This window comes from Halomonas sp. R57-5 (genome assembly GCF_900070345.1).
GTDB lineage: Bacteria > Pseudomonadota > Gammaproteobacteria > Pseudomonadales > Halomonadaceae > Vreelandella > Vreelandella ventosae_B.
The window spans coordinates 3,718,927-3,742,644 of sequence record NZ_LN813019.1 but is presented as its reverse complement, the minus strand read 5'-3'; the positions used below and the strand labels follow the sequence as shown (position 1 = coordinate 3,742,644).

20 protein-coding genes are annotated in these 23,718 nt (G+C 56.1%); 16 read left to right on the top strand and 4 right to left on the bottom strand.

The window, feature by feature from the left end:
- The first annotated feature begins 37 nt into the window (after positions 1 to 37).
- From HALO_RS17140 to HALO_RS17095, 10 genes are all read left to right on the top strand, one after another.
- Entirely contained in the window at positions 38 to 928 is an 891-nt protein-coding gene (locus HALO_RS17140) for a carbohydrate ABC transporter permease (protein WP_050713740.1), read from the top strand.
- Positions 929 to 957: 29 nt separating this feature from the next.
- A complete protein-coding gene (locus HALO_RS17135; protein WP_050713739.1) occupies positions 958 to 1,824 on the top strand; it encodes a carbohydrate ABC transporter permease in 867 nt (288 codons plus the stop codon).
- 12 nt (positions 1,825 to 1,836) lie between these two features.
- Positions 1,837 to 2,988 carry an ABC transporter ATP-binding protein gene (locus HALO_RS17130; protein ID WP_035577507.1) on the top strand — a complete coding sequence of 384 codons (1,152 nt, stop codon included), beginning with the start codon at positions 1,837 to 1,839 and terminating at the stop codon, positions 2,986 to 2,988.
- Positions 2,985 to 3,665 (top strand): HAD family hydrolase, encoded by a 681-nt coding sequence (locus HALO_RS17125; RefSeq protein ID WP_035577508.1) that lies wholly within the window; start codon positions 2,985 to 2,987, stop codon positions 3,663 to 3,665. Before HALO_RS17130 ends, HALO_RS17125 begins: the two co-directional genes overlap by 4 nt.
- 48 nt (positions 3,666 to 3,713) lie before the next feature.
- Positions 3,714 to 4,499 carry an L-iditol 2-dehydrogenase gene (locus HALO_RS17120; RefSeq protein ID WP_035577510.1) on the top strand — a complete coding sequence of 262 codons (786 nt, stop codon included), beginning with the start codon at positions 3,714 to 3,716 and terminating at the stop codon, positions 4,497 to 4,499.
- A gap of 7 nt (positions 4,500 to 4,506) precedes the next feature.
- The gene (locus tag HALO_RS17115) at positions 4,507 to 5,127 is read left to right on the top strand and encodes a nucleoside triphosphate hydrolase (protein WP_035583158.1); all 621 of its coding nucleotides are present in this window, start codon (positions 4,507 to 4,509) and stop codon (positions 5,125 to 5,127) included.
- Between the two features lie 87 nt (positions 5,128 to 5,214).
- A complete protein-coding gene (locus HALO_RS17110; protein WP_035577512.1) occupies positions 5,215 to 6,702 on the top strand; it encodes a mannitol dehydrogenase family protein in 1,488 nt (495 codons plus the stop codon).
- On the top strand, positions 6,702 to 8,192 hold the full coding sequence (xylB, locus tag HALO_RS17105) for a xylulokinase (RefSeq protein WP_035577514.1): 1,491 nt from the start codon (positions 6,702 to 6,704) through the stop codon (positions 8,190 to 8,192). The genes HALO_RS17110 and xylB overlap by 1 nt, the downstream gene beginning before the upstream one ends.
- A gap of 34 nt (positions 8,193 to 8,226) precedes the next feature.
- On the top strand, positions 8,227 to 9,180 hold the full coding sequence (gene tal, locus HALO_RS17100; RefSeq protein WP_035577517.1) for a transaldolase: 954 nt from the start codon (positions 8,227 to 8,229) through the stop codon (positions 9,178 to 9,180).
- A 50-nt stretch (positions 9,181 to 9,230) separates the two neighbouring features.
- The gene (locus HALO_RS17095; RefSeq protein ID WP_035577519.1) at positions 9,231 to 10,073 is read left to right on the top strand and encodes a fructosamine kinase family protein; all 843 of its coding nucleotides are present in this window, start codon (positions 9,231 to 9,233) and stop codon (positions 10,071 to 10,073) included.
- A gap of 18 nt (positions 10,074 to 10,091) precedes the next feature.
- On the opposite strand, the gene cynS is transcribed toward HALO_RS17095, so the two are convergent.
- Complete coding sequence (gene cynS / locus HALO_RS17090) at positions 10,092 to 10,532, bottom strand: cyanase (RefSeq protein ID WP_035577522.1); 441 nt, start codon at positions 10,530 to 10,532, stop codon at positions 10,092 to 10,094.
- A gap of 59 nt (positions 10,533 to 10,591) precedes the next feature.
- A complete protein-coding gene (locus tag HALO_RS17085) occupies positions 10,592 to 11,404 on the bottom strand; it encodes a formate/nitrite transporter family protein (RefSeq protein ID WP_035577524.1) in 813 nt (270 codons plus the stop codon).
- Positions 11,405 to 11,768: 364 nt separating this feature from the next.
- On the opposite strand from HALO_RS17085, the gene HALO_RS17080 reads away from it, so the two are divergent.
- The 5 genes from HALO_RS17080 to HALO_RS17060 all read left to right on the top strand — a co-directional run bounded on the left by HALO_RS17080 (position 11,769) and on the right by HALO_RS17060 (position 20,785).
- Positions 11,769 to 13,700 (top strand): sigma 54-interacting transcriptional regulator, encoded by a 1,932-nt coding sequence (locus HALO_RS17080; RefSeq protein WP_035577527.1) that lies wholly within the window; start codon positions 11,769 to 11,771, stop codon positions 13,698 to 13,700.
- Positions 13,701 to 13,928: 228 nt separating this feature from the next.
- Complete coding sequence (locus HALO_RS17075; RefSeq protein WP_050713738.1) at positions 13,929 to 15,392, top strand: TolC family outer membrane protein; 1,464 nt, start codon at positions 13,929 to 13,931, stop codon at positions 15,390 to 15,392.
- 77 nt (positions 15,393 to 15,469) lie between these two features.
- Positions 15,470 to 16,741 carry an efflux RND transporter periplasmic adaptor subunit gene (locus tag HALO_RS17070; protein ID WP_035577533.1) on the top strand — a complete coding sequence of 424 codons (1,272 nt, stop codon included), beginning with the start codon at positions 15,470 to 15,472 and terminating at the stop codon, positions 16,739 to 16,741.
- Positions 16,741 to 19,929: an efflux RND transporter permease subunit gene (locus tag HALO_RS17065; protein WP_035577536.1), complete on the top strand. Its 3,189-nt coding sequence runs from the start codon at positions 16,741 to 16,743 to the stop codon at positions 19,927 to 19,929. The genes HALO_RS17070 and HALO_RS17065 overlap by 1 nt, the downstream gene beginning before the upstream one ends.
- A gap of 169 nt (positions 19,930 to 20,098) precedes the next feature.
- On the top strand, positions 20,099 to 20,785 hold the full coding sequence (locus HALO_RS17060; protein WP_035577539.1) for a hypothetical protein: 687 nt from the start codon (positions 20,099 to 20,101) through the stop codon (positions 20,783 to 20,785).
- A 55-nt stretch (positions 20,786 to 20,840) separates the two neighbouring features.
- On the opposite strand, the gene HALO_RS17055 is transcribed toward HALO_RS17060, so the two are convergent.
- On the bottom strand, positions 20,841 to 21,773 hold the full coding sequence (locus tag HALO_RS17055) for an alpha/beta fold hydrolase (RefSeq protein WP_050713737.1): 933 nt from the start codon (positions 21,771 to 21,773) through the stop codon (positions 20,841 to 20,843).
- 77 nt (positions 21,774 to 21,850) lie between these two features.
- Positions 21,851 to 22,462 (bottom strand): TetR family transcriptional regulator, encoded by a 612-nt coding sequence (locus tag HALO_RS17050; protein ID WP_035577543.1) that lies wholly within the window; start codon positions 22,460 to 22,462, stop codon positions 21,851 to 21,853.
- Between the two features lie 216 nt (positions 22,463 to 22,678).
- Between HALO_RS17050 and HALO_RS17045 the strand changes: the two genes are divergently transcribed.
- Positions 22,679 to 23,710 carry a succinylglutamate desuccinylase/aspartoacylase family protein gene (locus tag HALO_RS17045; RefSeq protein ID WP_050713736.1) on the top strand — a complete coding sequence of 344 codons (1,032 nt, stop codon included), beginning with the start codon at positions 22,679 to 22,681 and terminating at the stop codon, positions 23,708 to 23,710.
- The last annotated feature ends 8 nt before the right edge of the window (positions 23,711 to 23,718 follow it).

The window sequence follows — 23,718 nt, the reverse complement described above, 5'->3', positions numbered from 1 at the left end:
CAGGCATTGCACCCACACTGTTTCTGCAGGTATTCCCATGAATAAAACACGTGCTTCTGGCCGGACGGTCGGCGGGCTAAGGACGCTTTCACTTCAAGCGCCTGCTGTAACGCTGTTATTGCTTTGGATGATTGTGCCTCTGGGCATGACGCTATGGTTCTCCTTCCAGCGTTATAACCTGCTAATGCCGGGCATGACCGGCTTTGCCGGACTTGAAAACTACCAATATTTGCTCACTGATCCAGCCCTTTGGGCGGCCATGGGTAACACGCTGCTGCTGGTGGGCTGGGTGCTGGCGATTACCGTTGTTGGCGGCACCCTGCTGGCGGTGCTGTTCCAGCAGGAGTTTGCCGGGCGCGGGATCGCTCGGGTGCTGGCGATCTCGCCATTTTTTGTGATGCCCACCGTGAGTGCCTTGGTGTGGAAAAACATGATGATGCATCCCTCCAATGGGGTGCTGGCGTGGCTGTCTGAGTCTATCGGCCTGCCCGCCGTCGACTGGTTCTCCTCGCTGCCGCTGACCTCGATTGTGATCATCGTAGCGTGGCAGTGGCTGCCGTTCGCGCTGCTGATTCTGCTAACCGCTATGCAGTCGCTGGATGAGGATCAGGKGGAAGCCGCAAGAATGGACGGCGCGGGGCCGGTGGCGATTTTCTTCTTCATTACGTTACCGCATCTTAAACGCGCCATCAGCGTGGTCATCATGATCGAGATGATCTTCCTGCTGACCATTTTTGCCGAGATTTTTGTCACCACCTCCGGTGGCCCGGGCTTGGCGACCACCAATCTGGCCTACTTGATTTACATTCGTGCGCTGCTCGATTTTGACGTGGGCACTGCCTCCGCCGGTGGGGTGATCGCGATCATTCTCGCTAATATCGTGGCGATCTTCCTGGTCCGTATGGTGGCCAAAAACCTGGAAGAGTAGACCGGCACTTGTGTCCTGGGAGTACTTCGATGACAACATTAAATTCCAAACCCGCAGCGCCCCGCTCGGTGTCGGGATGGCGGTCGGCGCAAAGCAAGCGAGCCATGATAACGGTACTGGGCTGGTCGGTAGCGTTAGTGATCTTCTTTCCGATTTTCTGGATGATCCTGACTGGCTTTAAAACGGAAACCGCGGCGATTGCCGACCCCACGCTAATTTTTTCGCCCACCCTGGAAAGCTATCAGGCGGTACACGCGCGTTCTGGCTATACCCGCTTTGCGCTTAACAGCGTCGCGGTGGCCTTTGGCTCCACGTTCTTTGCGCTGCTGATTGCGATTCCCTCAGCCTACGCCATGGCCTTTTTGCCGACTAAGCGCACTAAGGGCACGTTGCTGTGGATGCTCTCTACCAAAATGCTGCCCTCGGTAGGTGTGCTGGTGCCGATTTMCCTGATTTTTCGCGACGTTGGGCTACTCGATACCCGCACCGGTCTGATCATCGTCTATACGTTGATGAACCTGCCGATTGTGGTGTGGATGCTCTACACCTTCTTTAAAGATATGCCTAAAGACATTCTTGAAGCGGGGCGGATGGACGGTGCTTCCACCCTCCAGGAAGTGTTCTTCCTGCTGCTGCCGCTCACGCTGCCGGGTATCGCGTCCACAGGGTTGCTATCGGTCATTTTGAGCTGGAACGAGGCGTTCTGGAGTCTCAATCTCACTACCTCAAAAGCCGCGCCATTAACTGCCTATATCGCCTCATTCTCAAGCCCTGAGGGGCTGTTCTGGGCCAAGCTGTCTGCCGCTTCCACCATGGCCATTGCGCCGATTTTGATACTCGGTTGGATGACACAAAAACAGATGGTGCGTGGCCTGACCTTTGGTGCCGTCAAGTAAAGGATCTTCCTCATGGCAACACTACAACTACACAATATTACCAAGCGTTTCGGCGACACCGAGGTCATCAAGGGTATCGACCTTGAGGTTAATGACCGAGAATTTGTGGTCTTCGTTGGCCCCTCCGGCTGCGGTAAATCGACCCTGATGCGCATGATCGCTGGGCTTGAGAGCGCGACGGATGGCGATATCTTGATCGACGGTCAGCGTATTAATGACGTTGGGCCCGCAGACCGAGGCCTCGCCATGGTGTTTCAAAGCTATGCGCTTTACCCGCACATGACGGTAGAGGGCAACATGGGCTTTAGCATGCGCCTGGCGGGGGTATCCAAAGAGGAGCGGCGCGCCAAGGTACTGGAAGCAGCCAAGATTCTACAGCTCGAACCGCTGTTGGACCGCAAGCCCAAAGCGCTTTCCGGCGGTCAGCGCCAGCGGGTCGCGATTGGCCGGGCGATTGTGCGTAACCCCAGCATCTTCCTGTTCGATGAGCCGCTCTCCAATCTGGATGCCGCGCTGCGTGTGCAGATGCGTATTGAGTTAGCGCGCCTGCACGATGAGCTGGACGCTACCATGATCTACGTCACCCACGACCAGATCGAAGCGATGACCATGGCGGATAAAATCGTTGTGCTCCACGACGGCGTCGTCGAGCAGGTGGGCTCGCCCATGGCGCTCTACCATCATCCGCGCAATCGCTTTGTAGCGGGTTTTATCGGCTCGCCGAAAATGAACTTTCTGCCGGTAACGCTGACCAGCGTTTCGCCTGAAGGCGTGGGGATTCGTATGCCCGGCGGCGGTGAACGCAGCGTTCCGGTGGACGGTCAGCACCTGGAGGCCAACGCCCCCCTTGAGCTGGGTGTTCGCCCGGAACACTTAGTACTCGAAGAGCAGGGGCCCCTGAGTGGCGAGATCAAAGTGCTGGAGCGGCTAGGTGGCCAAACCTCGCTTTATGTCCAGATGGACGACGAACTCATCACGATTATGGCCGATGGCGACGTGGCCTATCGGGTTAACGATACGGTGCATTTCGGCTTTGCCCCCGAGCGCGCCCACCTGTTTGACGCTGGCGGCCTGGCCTTGCCCAGCTTGCAACAGCACCCCTTGGCAGGGCTAACCCGACACGATAACCGCGCGCCCGGTTCGCCTTCTGAGGAGCCTGCATGAGGACACTCATCTTTGACTGTGATGGCGTGCTGGTCGACAGCGAGGCGCTGGCTGAAGGTACGCTGGTGGAGTACCTCTCCCGCTGGCTGCCCGATCTGAATATCGACCAGGAACTAGGCCAAGCGCTGGGGATGACCACGGCGGCTATTCTTGCTCATCTTGAAGCGTTAAGCGCCCACACGCTGCCGTCTGATGCCACCGAGCAGGTGGATACTGCTATCGAGGCCCGTTTGGCGCAGGAGCTTAAAGCTATAGACGGCGCCGACAAGGCGATTCGTGGCATTACCTTGGAAAAGGCGGTGGTTTCCAACAGTCGACGCAGTCGTGTATTGGCATCACTGGCCAGCACAGGGTTGGCCGATGCGTTTGGCGAGGTGCCTATTTTTACCGCTGATCAGGTAGCGCATCCCAAGCCCGACCCCGCACTCTACCGATTGGCGGCATCCCATTTAGGCCAAGTGCCGCGTGATTGTCTAGTGGTAGAAGATAGCGTGGCCGGGGTGACGGCCGCCCGTGCTGCAGGTATGTGCGTGATTGGGTTTATCGGCGCCAGCCATGTGGATGTTGATCAAGCGGCGCGCCTTACTCAAGTCGGTGCCTGGCGTATTTTAGAGCATATGCACGGCCTGGAAGCCTTGGTGGATGAGTGGCAAGCCAATGGCCATTTATCCACTTGATAAAGGCTTCTTGCCCATAATAGTGCAGTTAACAGTGAGAGCATGACAATGAAACTAAATAGCAAAATCGCGGTGATTACCGGCGGCGCTCGGGGCATCGGCTTGGCCATTGCTCAGCGTTATTTAAGCGAAGGTGCCAGTGTGGTGGTGGCTGATATTGATGGTGCCGCCATTGAGGCGGCTTTGGCAACATTGGGCCAGCAAGCCCCCGCCGAAAAAGCCATGGGCATTGAGCTGAATGTCTGTGATCAGGCATCGATTAACGCCATGGTCGACGCGGTGACGCAGCGCTTCGGCGGCATCGATATTTTGGTCAATAACGCCGCTGTTTTTGATATGGCGCCGGTGCTGGAGGTGACTGAAGCCAGCTTCGACAAGCAGTTTGCGGTCAATACCAAAGGTATGTTTTTTACTTTGCAAGCGGTTGCCCGGTCTATGGTGGCTCGCGGGCAGGGGGGCAAAATTATCAATATGGCCTCCCAGGCAGGCCGTCGCGGTGAAGCGCTAGTAAGCGTTTACTGCGCCAGTAAAGCCGCGGTGATAAGCCTCACTCAATCCAGCGGGCTTGATCTCATCAAACACCGCATCAATGTTAACGGCATCGCCCCCGGCGTGGTGGATACGCCAATGTGGGAAGAAGTCGACGCGCTGTTCGCCCGTTTTGAGGGCCGCCCACTCGGCGAGAAGAAGCGCTTAGTGGGCGAGGCGGTGCCGTTTGGGCGAATGGGCCTGCCCGAAGACCACACCGGCGCGGCGGTGTTTTTGGCCAGCCAAGACAGTGATTACGTGGTCGCCCAGACGCTCAATGTGGATGGCGGCAACTGGATGAGCTGAGATGGCCATGACCCCTGATTTTGATACGTTAGCCCATCAGATTATTCGCGCCGCCGAAGGCGCCTCACGCTATCTGGTAGCGCTGGCAGGGCCGCCGGGGGCGGGGAAATCCTATCGCAGCGCCCAGCTCTGTGATGCCATTAATCAGCACCTACCAGGCCAGGCTGGACTAGTGCCCATGGATGGCTACCACTTCGATAACGCTGTGTTGGGCGAGCAACAGGTGCCGGTAAAAGGCGCGCCCCATACCTTCGATGTAGAGGGTTTGCGCTGCGACCTCGAGCGCATCCGCCAAGGGGTTCATCCGGTAGCGGTGCCGGTTTTTGACCGCCCACTGGATCTAGCCCGTGCCGGTGGACGACTGATCACCCTTGAACAGCGCATCGTCATTGTCGAGGGCAACTACCTGCTGCTTGACCGTTCCCCCTGGCGCGAACTGCGACCGCTGTTTGATTGGACGCTATTTCTAGACGTCGATGACGTCGTGCTGGTTGAGCGGCTGATCAATCGCTGGCTTGAGATGGGCGAGGATCGCACCGGTGCGCTGGAACGCACCCACCACAAAGACATGCTTAACGCTCAATTAGTGAAGAGTTGCTGTTTACCGCCTGACCAGCGCTGGCGCTAGTACTGTGTGTTAGCCCATTGATAGCGCCGCTTGTTACCTGCCTTTATTCACCCCATCGCGCCAAGAAGGCCTTGGCTGGAGAGTCCCATGACCCGTCTTAATAATCACAACCTGGGCAAGCTAACCGACGATGTTGCCAAACCTCAGTATGACCGCCAAACGCTCACCCCCGGCATCGTGCATATCGGGGTAGGCGGCTTTCACCGCGCCCACCAAGCGATGTATCTGGATGCCTTGATGAACCAGGGCGAAGCGCTGGATTGGGGCATTGTTGGTGTGGGCGTGATGCCCGGCGACAAACGCATGCAGCAGGCACTGGCAGCGCAGGACTATCTCTACACGTTGGTGGTCAAACATCCAGACGGCCAGTATGAGCCCAGGGTGATCGGTAGCATGCTGAATTATCTGTTTGCGCCTGAAGAAACAGAGGCCGTGATCGAGCAGATGGCCGATCCGGCGATTCGCATTGTGTCGCTAACGGTAACCGAAGGTGGCTATAACTTTCACCCGGTGAACGGTGAATTCGATCTCGACAACCCTCAAGTGCGCGCCGATCTTGCCAATCCTACCCAGCCCACCACCAGCTTCGGGCTGGTGGTGGAAGCGCTCGCTCGCCGTCGCGCCCGGGGCATCGCACCGTTCACCGTAATGTCCTGTGATAATATTCAAGGTAATGGTGACGTGGCCAAACGCATGTTCGGCGCCTATGCCCAGGCGCGGGATGCGGAGCTAGGCGCCTGGCTGGAAGCAGAGGTGGCCTTCCCCAACGCTATGGTGGATCGTATTACCCCGGTAACGTCGACCACGGATATTGATGAGCTGACCCAGCGCTTTGACGTTGAAGATGCTTGGCCGGTGGTCTGTGAGCCCTTCACCCAGTGGGTATTGGAGGATCACTTTCCCCTTGGCCGCCCGGCGTTTGATAAAGTGGGTGTCCAAGTCGTCAAGGATGTCGAACCCTACGAGCTGATGAAGCTGCGTCTGCTCAACGCCAGCCACCAGGCGTTGACCTATTTTGGCTATTTAGCCGGATACCGCTACGCCCATGAGGTGTGCCAAGATCCGCTATTCGTTGATTTTTTACTGGGTTATATGCGCGAAGAGGGCACGCCGACCTTGGCTCCAGTGCCGGGGGTTGATTTGGAAACCTACCGCTTAACGCTGATTGAGCGCTTCGCCAACCCGCAAATCAAAGATACCTTGGCACGCCTCTGCGCCGAGAGCTCTGACCGCATTCCTAAGTGGCTAGTGCCGGTGATTCGGCAGCAGTTGGCGCAAGGTGGCGAGATAGAGCGCAGCGCCGCTGTGGTGGCCAGCTGGGCACGCTACGCTGAAGGGGTAGACGAGCAGGGCGAGTCGATTGACATCGTTGACCGCTTGAAGGCCCCGCTGATGGTGATTGCCGCTGAGAACCGCGCTCGMCCCACGGCCTTTATCGAAAATCGTGAGCTGTTTGGCGACTTAATCGACAGCACCCGTTTTGTAGAAGCCTATTTAGCGGCTCTAAGTTCACTGCACGAACGCGGCGCACGCGCTACGCTAGAGGGTCTGGCGTCGTCCAAAGGAACATTGTGATGTATATCGGGGTAGATTGCGGTACCCAGAGTACCAAGGTAGTGGTAGTAGACGTTGAGCAGGGCAAAATTCTTGCGGAAGCAAGCCGTGCTCATCACCTGGATGAAGGCGAGAATGGCCGTCGCGAGCAGGCGCCTGCTGAATGGCTGGCGGCCTTGAAAGCGGCGTTTTTTGCCGCACTCGACAAAGCCGGTGTCTCGGCTAGCCAAGTGCAAGGTATAGGCGTTTCCGGCCAGCAGCACGGTATGGTGGCTCTCGATGCAGAGGGCGTGCCGGTCTACCCCGCCAAGCTTTGGTGCGACACCGAAACCAGTGCCCAGAACGCCGCTTTAGTCGCCCGCTTGGGCGGCGAAGCGGGCTGCCTGGAGAAGCTGGGGCTGGTACTGCAAACCGGCTATACCGCCTCCAAAGTCGCCTGGCTGCGCGAGCAGCAGCCGGACGCCTATCAGCGTATCGAGAGCCTGCTACTGCCTCACGACTACCTCAATTTCTGGCTCACCGGTGAACGCGTCACCGAAGCGGGCGACGCTTCAGGCACCGGCTACTTCGATACCCGCAAGCGCTGCTGGCAGCTAGACGTATTTGCTGAAATTGCCCCTGAATTAGACCCCACGCGGGTTCTTCCCCGGGTGCTGGAAGCCCATGAGCCAGTAGGCATCGTGCGTTCAGCCGTGGCCCGCGAGTTGGGGCTGACTGATCAGGTGGTTGTCTCCTCCGGCGGCGGCGACAATATGCTCGGCGCTATTGGCACCGGCAATATTACCCCAGGGCTGATCACGCTGAGTTTGGGCACCTCCGGCACCGTTTGCGCCTACTCAGCGACCCCCGTGGAGTGCGATAGCGCCATGGTCGCCAACTTCTGCTCCAGCACCGGCGGCTGGCTGCCGCTGATTTGCACCATGAATGTCACTTCCGCCACAACTCGGGTGCGCGAGCTGTTTGGTTTGGACTTGGCGGCCTTTAGCGGGAAAGTGGCCAACGCGCCAATCGGCGCCGAGGGCGTTACCGTACTGCCATTTTTCAACGGCGAACGGGTGCCTATGCTGCCGAATGCCTCAGCGGACTTCCTGGGTCTGACCAGTCTTAATACCACCCAGGCTAATATGTGCCGGGCGGTGGTGGAGGGGGCCACTTTCGGGCTACGCTACGGGCTGGAATTGCTGGGTGATTTAACCGCCGGGGCTAGCCAGATTCGCCTGATCGGTGGCGGCGCTAACAGCCCCGTATGGCGGCAGATGGTCGCGGATATTACCGACACCCAGGTGATTTGCCCCGAGATTACCGACGCGGCCGCCCTGGGCGCGGCGATACAGGCGGCCTGGTGCGACCAGCGTTCAGAGGGGGTCACCCTGGAAGCGCTGTGCGAAAAATTAGTCCATCTGGATACGCAGTCGCTGGCCGACCCCCATCCAGAACGGGTGGCCGCCTACCAACCGATTTATGCGCGTTATTGCGCAGCACTTGAACAACGCCATGGCGGCGTGAAGTGATTATTAAGAATTAGACGGATATTAAGGAGATGTTATGACCAGTCAGCTGCAGCAGTTAAAGCAACATTCGCTTGTCGTCGCCGACACCGGTGATCTGGACGCTATTCGTCGGTATCAGCCTCAGGATGCCACCACCAATCCCTCGTTGCTGCTTAAGGCGTTTAGCCTGTCCGGTTACCAAGCGCTGATTGACGAAGAGCTCAGCAGTGTAAAAGCCTCCGGCGGCAGCCGTGAAGAGCAGGTCAAATATGCCGTTGACCGCTTAGCGGTGGCCATGGGCAGCGAGATTTCTGCCGTTGTTCCGGGGCGTGTTTCCACCGAAGTGGCTGCGCGGTTGTCGTTTGATACCCAGGCCAGCATAGCCAAGGCCCACGAGTTAATCGAGCTGTATGATGCCCGCGGGGTGTCTCGTGACCGCGTGTTGATCAAGCTGGCCTCTACCTGGGAAGGCATTCGTGCCGCCGAGGTGCTTGAGCGTGAGGGTATTCAGTGCAACCTGACGCTGCTGTTCAGCGAAGCCCAGGCCCAGGCCTGCTTTGATGCTGGAGTGTTTCTGATCTCGCCCTTCGTGGGGCGCGTGACCGATTGGTACAAAAAAGCGACCGGCAACGACTACACGCCAGAAAACGACCCGGGCGTTCAGTTTGTTCAAGGCGTTTGCCAGCGTGCCAACCAAGGTGGCTACGACACCGTGGTAATGGGCGCGAGCTTCCGCACTACCGGCCAAGTACTGGCCTTGGCGGGCTGCCCACGGCTGACGATTTCGCCGGCGTTGCTGGAGGAGCTGGAAGCAACAGAAGGCAGCGTCAATGCGCAGATTCAATCTGGCGAAGGTCGCGGCAAACCGACTGAACCGTTAAGTGAATCGGCCTTCCGCTGGGGCCACAATCAAGACGCCATGGCTAATGACAAGCTGGCCGAAGGCATCCGCCGCTTCCACGATGACCAGCTTGAGCTAGAGAGCCTGATCGATAAACGACTAGGCTAAGCGCCATAAGTCAGTCGATCGAGCTAAATTCGAGCAACGGGGAGAGTGACATGGATGCCACCCTAATCCAGCTGTTAGAGTCCATCTCGTTAACCCCTGCTGGAGACTTGCAGTCGCTAAGTGGGGGGGATATCGCCGCCGTATACCGCCTGGAGACGCGCCAGGGGCAGGTGGTGATTAAACACGACGACGCGACACAACTGCGCGGTGAAGCCGAAGGGCTACGTGCCCTGCGCAGCGCCTCTGCGCAGTTGGTGGTGCCTGAAGTGTTAGGTTTGTCAGCGGGCTGGCTAGTCATTGAGTCGCTGGATACCGTGCCAGGTGGGCCGCAGAGCGAAGCCGCGCTAGGTGAAGGGCTGCGCGGGCTGCACGGTGTGATTGGCGACGCCCACGGCTGGCATCAGGATAATGCCTGTGGGCGCACGCCCCAGCCTAATGCAGCGCTTAGTGACGGGCGGGCCTTCCAGCGTGAGCGGCGTTTATTACCCCTGTGTGAGGCGTGTCACCAGCGTGGGCTATTGGACGGCGAGTTGCGGAGGCGTATCGAGCGTTTGGCTCACGATTTGGAGAGTTGGCTGCCGGATGCGCCGCCCAGCTTGCTCCATGGTGACCTATGGTCGGGGAATGTGCTCTTCACGACAAAGGGGCCCGCGGTTATCGACCCCGCGGTGTACCGTCACTACGCGGAAGTAGATTTGGCAATGCTAACGCTATTTGGCTCGCCGGGGGAGGCGTTTTTTGATGCTTACTGGAATGGCGACGCCCCGACCGATTGGCCGAGGCGTGAAGCGCTGTTTCAGCTTTACCCGCTGCTGAATCACCTGCTGCTGTTCGGTGCCGGTTATCGTTCGGCGGTTGAGCGCAGCGTGGCGAGGCTCGAGTCTTTCGCCTGACTTGCCAGGACTTACGTTTTACCAAGATTTATAGGGCAAAAACTTACCATTCAAAGTTAATAGTACCCGGTCACCTTTGGGGTCTTCGATTTTATCGACTTCCATGGTGAAGTCGATGGCGCTCATAATGCCGTCGCCAAATTTCTCCTGCACCACGTCTTTCAGGGTCTCCCCGTAAACGCCAACGACTTCATACAGGCGGTAGATGAAGGGGTCTTGGGGGATCGCTTCGTCCCAGGCTTTGGTGGGGAAAGCCACTAAAGCTTCGGCGACATCGCTGTCCACGCCGAGGGAGTCACAAAGCTTATCGGCAATCGCTTGGCTGGCGCTGTTCATGCCGTAACAGGCGGAAGCGACCCACACCGGCGACATACCCACCGCGTTGCCAATATCGTCCCAGCTCATCTTTTTACGCGCTTTGGCGGCGAGCAGAGTGTGACGCATTTCGAGCTTATCCATGATGGTTCTCCTTTGGAGTGGAGGGCGTTTGAGGCCCTTTTTTGGCTAATAGGCAGTAATCAAGAAAAGACTTTTTTGGCTTGAGTGCGGACGTGGGTGGTGTAGAGCACCAAACCAACCAGTGTCAGACCGCCAACCAGGTTACCCAGCACCGTGGGGATCTCGTTCCACATAATGTATTGATACAGGGTGAAGTCAGCGCCCATCATGAGGCCAATCGGGAACAAGAACATGTTGACCACGGAGTGCTCAAAACCGAGATAGAAGAAGACAATAATCGGCATCCACATGGCCATGATTTTGCCAGAAACCGTTGTGGAGATAGCAGCACCTACCACGCCCATTGAGACCATCCAGTTGCAGAACATGCCTCTCATGAAGAGCACAATCCAACCGGCAAGTCCCGCGTCCTGGTAACCCACCGTGCGACTTTCACCCACAGTCATCATCGTTTGGCCGACAGCGTTGATCTCCTCGGTTCCGCCCATAGTGAAATTCAGGTAGCCAAAGGTGGCGATAAACAGGGCGCCCCCAAGATTGCCGAGCCCCACCAGCGCCCAGCACTTGAGCATTCGAGGTAGTGTGACGCCAGGCCGCTTGTCGAGCCATGCAAGGGGCACCAGCGTGAAAACACCTGTGAGCAGGTCATAACCCATCAGATAAAGCATCACAAAGCCGACAGGAAAAAGCAGCGCCCCGATCAAAAAGTTGCCTGTTTGTGTCGCTATGGTAATGGCAAAAATAACTGCCAACGCTAGGGTCGCCCCTGCCATAAAGGAACGGATAAGCGTATCCCGGGTGCCCATATAGACTTTTGACTCACCCTGATCCACCAACTTGGTGACAAATTCACTGGGCATTAAATAAGACATAAGTATGTCTCCTGTGTCATTTCGGTTAATTAACGCCTAACCCAAAAGTTTTAGTGTTTCCTGGTAGGAGCAATAAATAGAAGCAATAAAACCGATGGCTGCGCCGTCCTGGTGCAAAAGAGATTAGGCGTGTGGCGCTATCGCACTATCCTCACTACCGTTGCTATTTGTGTGCCAACTCGCGCGTATTTTTTATAAATATCTGTTTTTAATATATTTATTTTTTATTTCACGAGTCTTTTTGGAGCGTTTTGTGTGTTACGAAAAATCGTAATTCACGATATTCCGTTGTTTTATTGACGAAATGTCGTGAATGGCGCGGGAATTGAATGGTTAAGGGACAACTAACTCGAGCCTAACGCCAATGGATGAGCCAGCAAGCCTTCACACCGCCGCACTAATGGGCCGCATCTCCCCCCTTGCGATGCTCGTGGTCGACCCTTTTGCCGACCAACTACTCGACGCAAACCCTGCCGCCTGCGAGATGCTCAATATTGATGAAGCACTACCGCTGAGGGCTCCCTTTAGCCATCGCTTGAGCGCTTCACTGCCGCTATGGGTGAACTTCACCGGTGAGGCGTTGGCACAGAAAGCGGCCTGGTCAGATGACTTGGTGATGCTCGACATGCTGCGCCAGCCGTATCGGGTCGAGGTATATGCTCAACATATTGAAGACTCTTCGCAGCTTTTATTGACGTTGATTGATCGCAATAAAGCCGAACAGCGGCGGGCAAAAGCGGAGCTAGGCCGCCAGCACCGCCAGGGCGAAGTGGGCTGGCAGCGGGTCGAGCAGGTGTTTGAGCGGATTGAGAAGCAGAACCAGCTTATTCTTGGCGCAGCGGGGGAGGGCATTTACGGCCTGGATGCCGAAGGCAAAACCACCTTTGTGAATCCTGCTGCCGAGCGCATTTTAGGCTGGAGCACCGAGGATATGGTGGGCCACGACGCCCACCTGATGTTCCATCACACCCACGCCGATGGCAGCCACTTTCCGGTACAGCAGTGCCCGATCCATGCCTCGTTTAGCGACGGCCAAGTACATCACGTCGATAACGAAGTGTTCTGGCATAAAAATAGCGAAGCGATTCCGGTTGAATACACCAGTACGCCGATTTTCGAAATGGGCAGGTTGGTCGGGGCGGTAGTGCTGTTTCGCGATATTCGCGAGCGCAAGCGCGCTGAGCAGCAACTGCGCGATGCTCTTGCTGAAGTGGAGTCGCTCAAGCAGCGTTTGGAATTGGAAAATGAGTACCTTCAAGAAGAGATAAAAGCGGAGCTTAACCACCGTGATATTGTCGGCAACAGCCCGGCGGTGGCAAAGTTAATCCAGCAGATTGAACTGGTCGCTCCCACCAGCGCCAACGTGCTGATCAGCGGCGAGTCGGGCACCGGTAAAGAGCTGATTGCCCGCGCCATTCATGCTGGCAGTACGCGTAGCGACCGGCCGCTGATCCGGGTGAACTGTGCGGCTATTCCACGGGACTTATTTGAAAGCGAGTTTTTTGGCCATGTTAAAGGGGCGTTTACCGGTGCTGTTCAAGATCGCACCGGGCGCTTTGAACTGGCCCACGGTGGCACGCTGTTTTTGGATGAGGTTGGTGAAATACCTCTGGAGCTTCAGAGCAAGCTGCTGCGGGTGTTGCAGGATCAGCAGTTTGAGCGGGTGGGCGATAACCGTACTCGGAAGGTCGATGTTCGTGTGATCGCCGCCACTAACCGTGAGCTGCGCGAGATGATTGACGCGGGCCATTTTCGCGAAGATCTCTATTTCCGTCTCAATGTGTTTCCAATCGATTCGGTGCCGCTGCGTAAGCGAATTGAGGATGTGCCGCTGTTGGCGCGACACTTTTTACAGCGCGCCTGCCTGAAGTTTAATAAGCCAGGGGTGCGCATTCCCCCCGCCCAGCTGGAGATTCTTCAGCACTACCCCTGGCCAGGCAATATTCGTGAACTGGAGAACATTATTGAGCGCCAAGTTATCGTGACCCAGGATAGGCGCTTGATGTTTGATGACCTGCTGTTAGGGGACTCGCCGCGTTCAATAGGCTCTGCTAACCCGGTGCCTGCGCCGGTTCACGCCAGCGTGGAGCAAAGTGAAGCAACGCTGCTCACCGAGCATGCGCTGAGCCAGCGCCAGCGTGAAAGCACGATTGCCGCTCTGGAACAGGCGGGGGGAAAGGTCTCGGGGGCGGGGGGCGCGGCGGAGCTGCTTGGCATTAAGCCTACGACGTTGGCTTCTCGGCTAAATAAATGGGGCATCGACACTCGGCAATTTCGTAAAAGAGCGCCGCATTAATCGCCAAGCCATCATGCTTTGGACTAAGGTAAGCTGGAAGCGACTTGACAATAGGCTGTACACACATTTTTAGATTGTTCAAGGCTAGCATACATACATGAATGTAACTATAATGCTCATCTTTCTGAGTGGCACCGTACTTTGAGTGACACCGTGCTTTGATTGAATAAGTGCGCTGATTGATTGAGTGCGTTCGCCAACCTGACGCTGATACCTAGAGGCAATCCCATGCGACTGGCACACTGGGCAGTCAATGCCCCTTTACGACCCCTACTGTTAGCGGTATTTACCGCTTCTTTTGTATTGCCTGCTCAAGCTGCCGATCTCATCACGATTACCCGTGATGCGTTAGACAATAACGCTGAGCTTGCCTCGGCACGTTCCGAATATTTGGGCGTTGAAGCAGGTCGAGATGTTGCACGAGGTGGGCTGCTTCCCCAAATCAATGCGTCGGGCAGTGTGACGCATAACGAGCAGTATGAAAGTCAGGKTTCATCCCAAGCGGGAGCAGGTACTGGCGCAGGGAATGTGAGTGCCGGTGATGACCGTTACAACACGGTATCGCTCTCTCTTGAAGCCACCCAGGCGCTTTATAATGAAGTGACCCGCCGGGAAGTTACCCAGGCCGACCGACAGATCGACCAGCAGGTCTATTTGCTAGCGGCGACCGAACAGCAGCTGTTAATTGATGTGGCTAGCGCCTATTTCGACATTTTGCGTGCTTACGAGGTCCTAGAGGCGCGTCTTGCTCAAGAACGTGCCATCGGCCGCCAGCTTGAGCAAGCAGGCGAGCAGTTTGAGGTTGGTTTGATTGCGATTACTGAAGTCGAAGAGGCTCGCGCCACCTTTGATCAGTCACGTGCTGACCGGATTGCCGCTGAGAGCAATCTACAGGTGGCTTTTGAGGCACTAGAGCAGTTGACCGGGCAGCGCTATGCCAGCATCGAAGCGCTGGGTGACAGCATGCCGATTGCACTGCCTGAGCCCAGCAGCCGCGACTACTGGGTAGAGCAAGCCCTTGAGCTTAATCCGCAAGTATTGGCCCAACAGGCGGCCATTGAGGTTTCCCGTAGCGGCGTAGACATTGCCCGCGCGGGTCGTTTGCCGACTCTGCAAGCCTTTGGTAACTATCAATTTGGCGACAGCGATATTGATAATACCACCGGGAATGATTCTTCTAGCCAGGTGGGTATAAGCGCTAATTTACCGATTTACACCGGTGGTAGTACCAGCGCCAGCATTCGCCAGGGAACCTATCAACTGGAGAGTAGCCAGTACGATTTCGAGTCTCAGCGTCGCTCGTCGATCCAGCAGGTACGCTCGCTGTATACCCAAGTCAGTAATGACGTGGAAACCGTCGAGGCTCGGGAGCAGGCCATCGTTTCTAACCGAAGTGCGTTGGAAGCTACCCGCGCCGGTTACGAAGTCGGCACCCGGAATATTGTGGATGTTTTGAACGCTGAGCAGAATTTGTATAACGCCATCGCTAATTACGCCGAGGCTCGCTACGACTATGTGGTGAACCTGCTCTCGCTGCGCCAGCAGGCCGGGCGCCTGGATGTAGACGCCATTGAGGAAGTCAATGCGTGGCTAACCGGCGATGAGGTGAACTTTACCTTGCCCGAAAGCGGCGGCAACGACCGCTATGAACCCGCGCTCAACATCGGTGCGCCGCCCCAGCCCGGCGCTTAATTGCTTGTCGATTGGGAGTGCTCCAGGTGCGCGCGTGCTATCGGTCACCTTAAAAAAGATATATGGGAATTCAACGTATGAAGAAGATGATTCACTCACGCCGAGCGAGTCTGGTGACGCTGGTAGCTGCGTTGGCACTTTCAGCCTGTGGTCAGGAGCAAGCCGAGGCGCCCCAGCAGGGTGGCGGTCAAGAAGCTCCGCCCCATAAGGTCGAAGTGGCTGAAATGGCGCGTCAGGATATACCGCTGGATAAGTCGTACCCCTCGCTGCTGCGCAGTGATGATGAGGTCACCTTGGTTGCCCGTGTAAATGGTTTTCTTGAGGAGCGCCACTTCGAACCCGGTCAGCTAGTCGAGGAGGGTGATCTCCTCTACACCATCGAGCCAGACCTTTACCAGGCAACGGTTAACCAGCGTGACGCGGATCTACAGAGCGCCCGTGCCGAGCTTTCCCGGGCCCAGCGTGATGCCCAGCGTTTTGAGCAGCTACTCAGCCAAAACTCGGTGAGCCGTCAACAGTATGACCAGGCGTTGGCAGACCAACGCGTCGCCCAGGCCAACGTAGCACAGGCAGAAGCGGCACTCTCCAGCGCTAACCTGGATCTAGGCTACTCCCAGGTGACTGCCCCCGTATCGGGCATGATTGGGTTGAGCCAAATTAACGTGGGCAATCTGGTTACCTCCGGTACAGAATTAGCGACGATCACCCCGCTGGATCCACTGGAAGTGCGTTTCCAGCTGCCCCAGCGTGATGCTTTTGAACTGCGTCGCCAGTTGAGTGACAGCGGTGATACCTCGGATATTCGTGCGCGGTTGAGCATCCCTGGCGTCAGTGGCGGCAGCGATTCAGAACTGGAAGGGCATTTAGACTTCCTGGGCTCGCGGGTCGATAGCGGCACCAGCACCGTGCAAGCGTCAGCCACCTTTGAAAATCCCGACGCAAGCATACTGCCCGGTCAATTTGTGCGTGTGCGTATTGAGGGCCTGAAACGTTTTGATGTCATGGCAGTGCCAGAGATCGCGGTGACGCAAGGATTGATGGGCCCGCAAGTGTTTGTCCTGGATGAAGATAACAAAGCCCGCGAAAGAACTGTTTCATTGGGCGAAGTCGCTGGCCCTTGGCAGTTGATTCGTGAAGGCATTGAGCCGGGCGATCGTGTGATTGTCGGTGATCCGGCAGGTTTGGAGCCGGGTATGGCGATTGATCCCCAGCCGTTTAGTGGTGATGCGGAGGCAGTGGTCGAAGAGGCCGAGCAAGAAGAAGCGCAAGAGCAGGCAGAAGCGGCGCAAGAGATGGAAGAGGGGGCAGCCGATGGTCAGCCCGCTGAAGGGGAAGAGGGTGCGCAATAATGAACTTCTCTAACTTCTTCATCAGCCGCCCGATATTTGCCACAGTGTTGGCAGTTATCGTGACGCTGGTGGGCGTTATGTCGATGCGTATACTGCCTATTGAGCAGTACCCCAGCGTTGTGCCGCCGACGGTTTCCGTTCAGGCCCAATTCCCGGGCGCAGATGCAGAGACTGTTGCACAAACGGTGGCGGCACCCATCGCAGAAGCGATCAACGGCGTTGAGGACATGCTTTACATGACCTCCAACAGCTCTGATAACGGCACCATGAGTTTAAGCGTGGCATTTAATATCGGTACCAGTGGCGATATTAATACCATTAACGTCAATAACCGCGTTCAGGGGGCGCTCTCCCAGCTACCTGAAGCCGTACAGTCGCAAGGCGTCACCGTTGAGCTTCGCTCCGACTCTATTTTGATGTTTATCGCGTTGACCTCGCCGAGCGGCGACTACGACAAAATTTTCATGCAGAACTACGCCACCTTGAACGTCCTTGATGAACTGCGTCAGGTGCCCGGGGTGGGTAATGCAGAGGTGTTGGGCGGTGGTGAGTTCGCCATGCGCATCTGGATGGATCCGGATAAATTAGCTCAGTACGACCTGACGCCTAGCGAAGTGGCGAGTGCGATTAGAGCGCAAAACACTGAGATTCCGGCCGGTAGCTTGGCATCAACGCCGCAAAGTGAACCGCGCGCTTACACCTATACGATTACCGCTGGAGGTCGCCTTAATGATGTCGACGACTTCCGTAATATCTACCTGCGTACCAATAACGACGGCTCTTCGCTTCGCTTGGAAGACGTTGCACGCATTGAGCTTGGGGCCTCTTCTTACGGTGTCGACGCACGTTTGAACGGCTCAAGTATGGCGCCGATTATTATTAACCAACAGCCCGGCGCAAATGCGCTGGAAACTGCTCAGGGTGTGCGTACTGCGATGGAAGATTTGTCCACTCGCTTCCCACCCGGGCTTGAGTATGTAGCGCCTTACGACACCACGCTGTTTATTGATGCGTCGGTAGAAACGGTTATAAAAACGTTTATTGAAGCTTTTCTAATCGTAATCGTCATTCTGTTTATCTTTCTACAGAATTGGCGCTTTACCGTGATTGCCATGTCGGTCGTGCCCGTCGCGGTAGTGGGTACGTTTGCAGGCTTCTACGTATTTGGCTTTTCGATCAACCTGCTGACGCTGTTTGCGCTGGTGCTCTCAATAGGGATAGTCGTCGATGATGCGATTCTGGTGGTGGAGAACGTCGAGCGCGTGCTGAGTGAAGAGGAAGATATCAGCGTGCGCGACGCCACTATCCGGGCGATGAAAGAAGTTGGCGGGCCGGTTATTGCGACCTCGCTGATTATGGCCGCAGTGTTTGTACCAGTGGCTTTCCTGGGCGGCTTTACCGGGCAAATTTACCAGCAGTTTGCGATCACCGTGGCGATCTCGGTGGCGCTCTCTGCGGTAATGGCGTTGACCTTTACACCGGCCCTATCGGCGATCTTTATTAAACATAAAATCGCTGGTGCCGGTCAGTCCAAGTTTAAGCGCGCTTTAAACACACCGTTCCGACTGTTCGATCGCATGTTCGCAGGGATTACCGCCGCTTACATGTGGGTCGTAAAAGGCCTGGTGCGATTCTGGGTGTTGGCGCTGGCGCTCACGGTGCTGACAGGGGTGGGGTCGTACTGGCTATACGCTAATACACCCTCAACGTTGGTGCCTGAAACGGACCAGGGGGTTGTGCTGGTGAGTGTGTCCTTGCCGGATGCGGCGTCGCTTGACCGTACGCAACGCTATATGGCGAAACTCAGTTCGGCGATTGAAGATATTCCCGGGGTGGAGTACTCATCGGCGGTGGCGGGTTATGACATCCTTTCAAGTGCTGTGAATACTGCTCGCGGGGTAATGTTTATCAATCTTAGCCCTTGGTCGGAGCGTGAACTGACAGCCACTGAGCTGGTCGGGCGTATTATGGGGTTAGGCGCCAGTATTGATGGCGGCTCTGCCATGGCCTTTAACTTGCCGCCTATCATGGGGCTTTCGACCACCGGCGGGTTTACCGGTTACCTTCAGTCCTTTGACGGGGCGTCGACGCGCGAGCTCTATGAAGCTTCGTTGCAAATAATGCAAAAAGCTAACCAGCATCCCGCCTTGAACCGGGTTTTCAGCACCTTTAACGTTAATGTGCCGTCATACCGTGCCAATATCGACCAGCAGAAAGCGTTGAGTTATGGCGTGGAGTTGGGGAATATTAACTCGGCCTTAGGCAATACGTTTGGTAATGGTTTTGTGAATTACTTTAGCTATCAAAACCGCAACTTCCAGGTGTATCTGCAAAACGAGGACGAATTTCGTAAAACGCCGGAAGACGTCAGCAGTGTCTATGTCCGTGGCGGCAACGGCGAACGTATTCCCCTTTCCGAGTTTGTCGAGCTTGAGCGCCAAACCGGCCCGGCGGTAGTATCGCGGTTTGGGGTTTACGCGGGTGCTCAGTTCCAGGGTGAACCTGCGGCTGGCTACAGTTCCGCCCAAGCGATTGAAGCGATGGAAAGCATCGTACAAGAGACGCTAGGCTCTAACTGGGGCATGGGCTGGACCGGCACGGCTTATCAAGAGTCCAACATGGGCAGCGCCGCGACTCTGGCGATTGTCTTCGGGCTGTTGATGGTGTTCCTGATTCTGGCGGCTCAGTATGAAAGTTGGTCGTTACCGCTGGCGGTACTGACGGCAACGCCCTTTGCCTTCCTCGGCGGTATTGGCGGGATAGTTCTACGTGGGCTGGATACCAGTGTGTATGTCCAGATAGGCATGCTGGTGGTGGTCGGGCTTGCGGCGAAGAACGCGATCCTAATTGTGGAATTTGCTGAGCTGCAGCGTAAGGAACAGGGCAAATCCATTCGTGAAGCGGCTATTACCGCAGCTGAACTGCGTTTCCGCCCCATTGTAATGACCTCCTTGGCGTTTATCTTCGGCACTTTGCCGTTGGCCTTAGCCACCGGTGCCAGCGATGTGAGTAGCCACCATATCGGCACCACAGTGGCGATGGGTATGTTCTCGGTGGCTACTTTGGGTAGTCTGTTTATTCCCAGCTTCTATGCCATGATTGCGACGGCATCTGATTGGCTAGGTCGTAAGATGAAAGGGAACAAACATGAGTCTGCTAAGCCCGCACTGGAGCATGACAAGCACTAGCCTTTAGCGATTTACCAAGGGTGATAATAAGCGGGTGCTACCTTCGGGTGGCACCCGTTTTTTTTAGTGCGATGATCCAGGTCAAAGTAGAAGTGGCATTCMAAAGCTAACCTGGACTAAGCTGGAAGTAACAACACATCACCGGCTAAGTACCGGGGGAGAACACGCCATGCAATCGCTACTGCACGCTGCTACGCAATTTCCGAGCATTGTTTTTACCCTATTACTCGGACTATTAGCCCTCTACTGGCTATTAGTGATTATCCGCTTAGCGCCCTTAGAGCTTTTTGAGCGCGATAGTCTAAAAGAGGATCATCTTGCCAGCACGCTGGTCTCTTTAGGCTTCGCGGGTGTTCCCGCTACGCTGGCATTAACGGTAATTTTAACCATTGCCGCGGTGATCACACTGGCGATCGAACTGCTGGTGCTGCGTTGGTTGCCTCTCGGCTTGATACGTATCCCGGTAGGGGTGCTGGTGTTATGGGGCTCGCTGGTGGCTGCCTCCCCCGTAGCGTCGATGCTCTGCCAAGCATTGCACCGCGGGCTACACCGTTACCGCCCCTTCACCCGGCGCTGCTTACTGGGCCAAACGGTCGTAGTGACTGAGCGCCAAGGCGCGGGGGAGCAGGCGTTTGCAGTGATTGATGATGAGCCCAATAGCACGGTGAAGCTGCTTAGCAAAAGCGATGCCCTGCCTGTGCAGGGGGAGCGCCGGGTGCTGGTGAAGTACTTGCCTGAAGAAGGGGCTTACCGTAGCGTCTCTGAACAGGCGTATCTCGAAACGCGGATACGTTTGAACAGACTGCGGCTCAATCAGAAAAACCGCACTTCAGCCCATTACTCTGCCTCGCACTGATACGCCATTTTGCTGGAGATAGTGACCGGGAGGCACAAATTTTAAGCATTCCGGTCTACTTCCACCACCGACGCCACTTCTGCGCCAGCCACTGCACTGCAAGCTGCCAGCCTGTGGCGTTTTGCGTTTTATTACTTGGCGTTGGGCGAGGAGCGGGACGGTTTAAAAAGTGGCGAATGGGATCAACCTGTGCCGGTTTATCCAGCATGGGGGCGTGACCGCAGTTAGGCACGCTAAGCGTTACCAGCTTAGGCTGTGCCTCGGCCATCTTTGGTAGAGTTTCCGGGTCTAATAGCGTTGATTCTTCCCCGCGAATGACCATCACTGGGCAGCGAATATTCGCCCAGTCGGCCCACATGTCTCGGGGCGTATCATGCACAAACTGTTCACCGATGCGCGGATCGAAGTGGTACGTCCAACTGCCATCCGGCAACCGACGGGCACTGTTGAGTGCGAGCTCGCGGCGTGCCGCTTCAGCGGTAATGCCGAAGCTGGCGTAGTGCTGGTTGAGCTCTTGCTGGAGTTCGCTAAAGGTAGAAAACCGGTGGGTAACGCCGAAATAACTGGAAAGACCAATCAGGCCCTGTGTGTTCAGTTCGGGGCCGACGTCGTTAAGAATTAGCCGGGAAATACGCGCGCTATGCTGTGGGTCCGCGGCGATCAGCATGCCAAGCAGGCCTCCCATTGAGGTGCCCAGCCAATCAACGTAATCAAGTTCAAAGTGATCGAGCAGCGCGATCGCAACGGTTATGTAATGGCTATAAAGGTAGTCGTGGGCAGGGAATAGCGACCAGCTTGATAACCCGCGGCCTGGAGKGTCTGGGGCTAGAATCCGCCATTCACTACCGAGCTCCCGCGCCAGCGCACTAAAATCGCCTCCATGGCGAGCAAGGCCATGCCAGGCGATAAGGGTGCGGGGCGCGGTAGGGTTCCAAATACGTACGGCCACTTCTAATTCGCGTACGCGGATAAACGCTAAGGCATCCATAGTTGGCTCACACGACTAAAACGATATGGCCAGTATTAGCATACTTGCTGCATTGCAGCGAGAGCTGGATGAGGTGTTTAGCGCTGCATCATACGGATAGAGGCATCGATTAGCTCTCCACCGCGTTCGCGAATCGAAAAAGCCTCGGGGTTACGTAGCCAGTCGTGGAATACTCCACCCATCATTGATTGCATCAAGCGTGCTGCTACTTGAGGGCTTAAATCTTCGCGCAGCAGCGCCTGCTGTTTAGCAAGGATAAATACGTCGAGCATTTCTTCAAAGCACTCGTTGCCAATCTCTTCCTGCATTTCCAGCGGGTTGATATCACTGAAAAACTCACAGCGATGCAACAAAATCGACAGTACCCGTTGGTAAGACGGTTGCTCAATGCGCACCAAGCCAGCATGGCAGGCTAGGCGTATGGCTTCTAGCGGTGATAGTTCGGGGTCAGCTTTGTCGACCTCATCCATCAACGACTGAAACGGCATGCGCACCTTTTCAACCAGCGCCATGAAAAGATCGCCTTTATTCTTAAAATGCCAATAAACGGCGCCGCGGGTAAGGCCTGCATGGCGAGCAATTTGCTCTAGAGAGGTGCGCGCCACGCCTTTGGCAAAAAATACCTCTTCAGCAGCTTCAAGCAGCGCTTCGCGAGTAGCGGCGGCTTCAGCTTTGGTCTTTCTTGCCATGAAAGTGCAACCTCATAATCGACACAGTATGGTCATATTTTAACCTAAGCTGAAGCACATTTACATTCAAAACTGTATGGATAAATGTCCTACCTCATAACGTGGGTTAACAAATTCGTCATTTGGCCACTGAAAGCGTATAAACAGGCAATGAGACTGGCCCACCTCGTACTAATGACGTGAGCATAACGGATTAAAAAAAACAGGATATAAAGCATGGCGCGAGCTCCTTTTCAGCTGGGCGAACATACCATTATGCCCGGTCAGCGTTTACAAATTGATGTGCCGGTAGCGCGTTTGTATACCCATACCCCCCTGCATATTCCTGTCGAAGTCGTTCACGGTCGCAAGGATGGCCCGGTGCTGTTGGTCTGTGGTGGCATTCACGGTGATGAAATCAATGGGGTGGAAATTGTCCGTCGGGTGCTGCGCGCGAAAGCGATCAATAGTATCCGCGGCACCTTGATCGCTGTACCGGTGGTGAATGTGTTCGGCTTCTTACAGCAAACGCGCTATTTACCTGATCGGCGTGATCTCAATCGCTGTTTTCCGGGCAGTGAGTCGGGCTCTTTAGGCGGGCGCATCGCAGCGCTATTTCGCGAAAAAATTGTCGATCACGCCMCGCACATTATTGACCTGCACACCGGAGCTATTCATCGCACCAACCTGCCGCAAATTCGTGCTCAGCTGCAAACCGGCAGCGAAACGCAGCGTATGGCCGATGCTTTTGGTGCGCCGGTGGTGCTGAATGCGGAACTGCGTGAAGGTAGCCTGCGCCACTACGCCCAGACGCGTGGGATTCCGGTGCTCACCTATGAAGCAGGCGAAGCGCTGCGTTTTGACGAGTGGGCGATTGCCCCAGGGGTGCGCGGCGTGCTGCGGGTGATGCGCCGCTTAGGCATGCTGACCGGCGAGCAGCGCCGCCGCACACCTGCGCCTGCGGAACTGGCCAAAGGGTCAAGCTGGGCGCGCGCGCCTATCGACGGTATTTTGCGCCCCAAGGTGCGCCTGGGTGCCCGCGTTGCCAAAGGTGAAGTGCTGGGCAAAGTCGCTGACCCTTTTGGCAATGACGAGGGCGAAGTGCGCGCCGTTGCCGATGGCATTGTGATTGGTATGAGCCGCTTACCGCTAGCCAACGAAGGCGAAGCGTTGTTCCATATTGCCCGCTTTGATGAAATTGATGAAGCTGAAACTGCCGTTGAAAGCTTTAACTCAAGCTTGGTGCCGCCCCCTGATTCGTTTTATTAATCGTTATT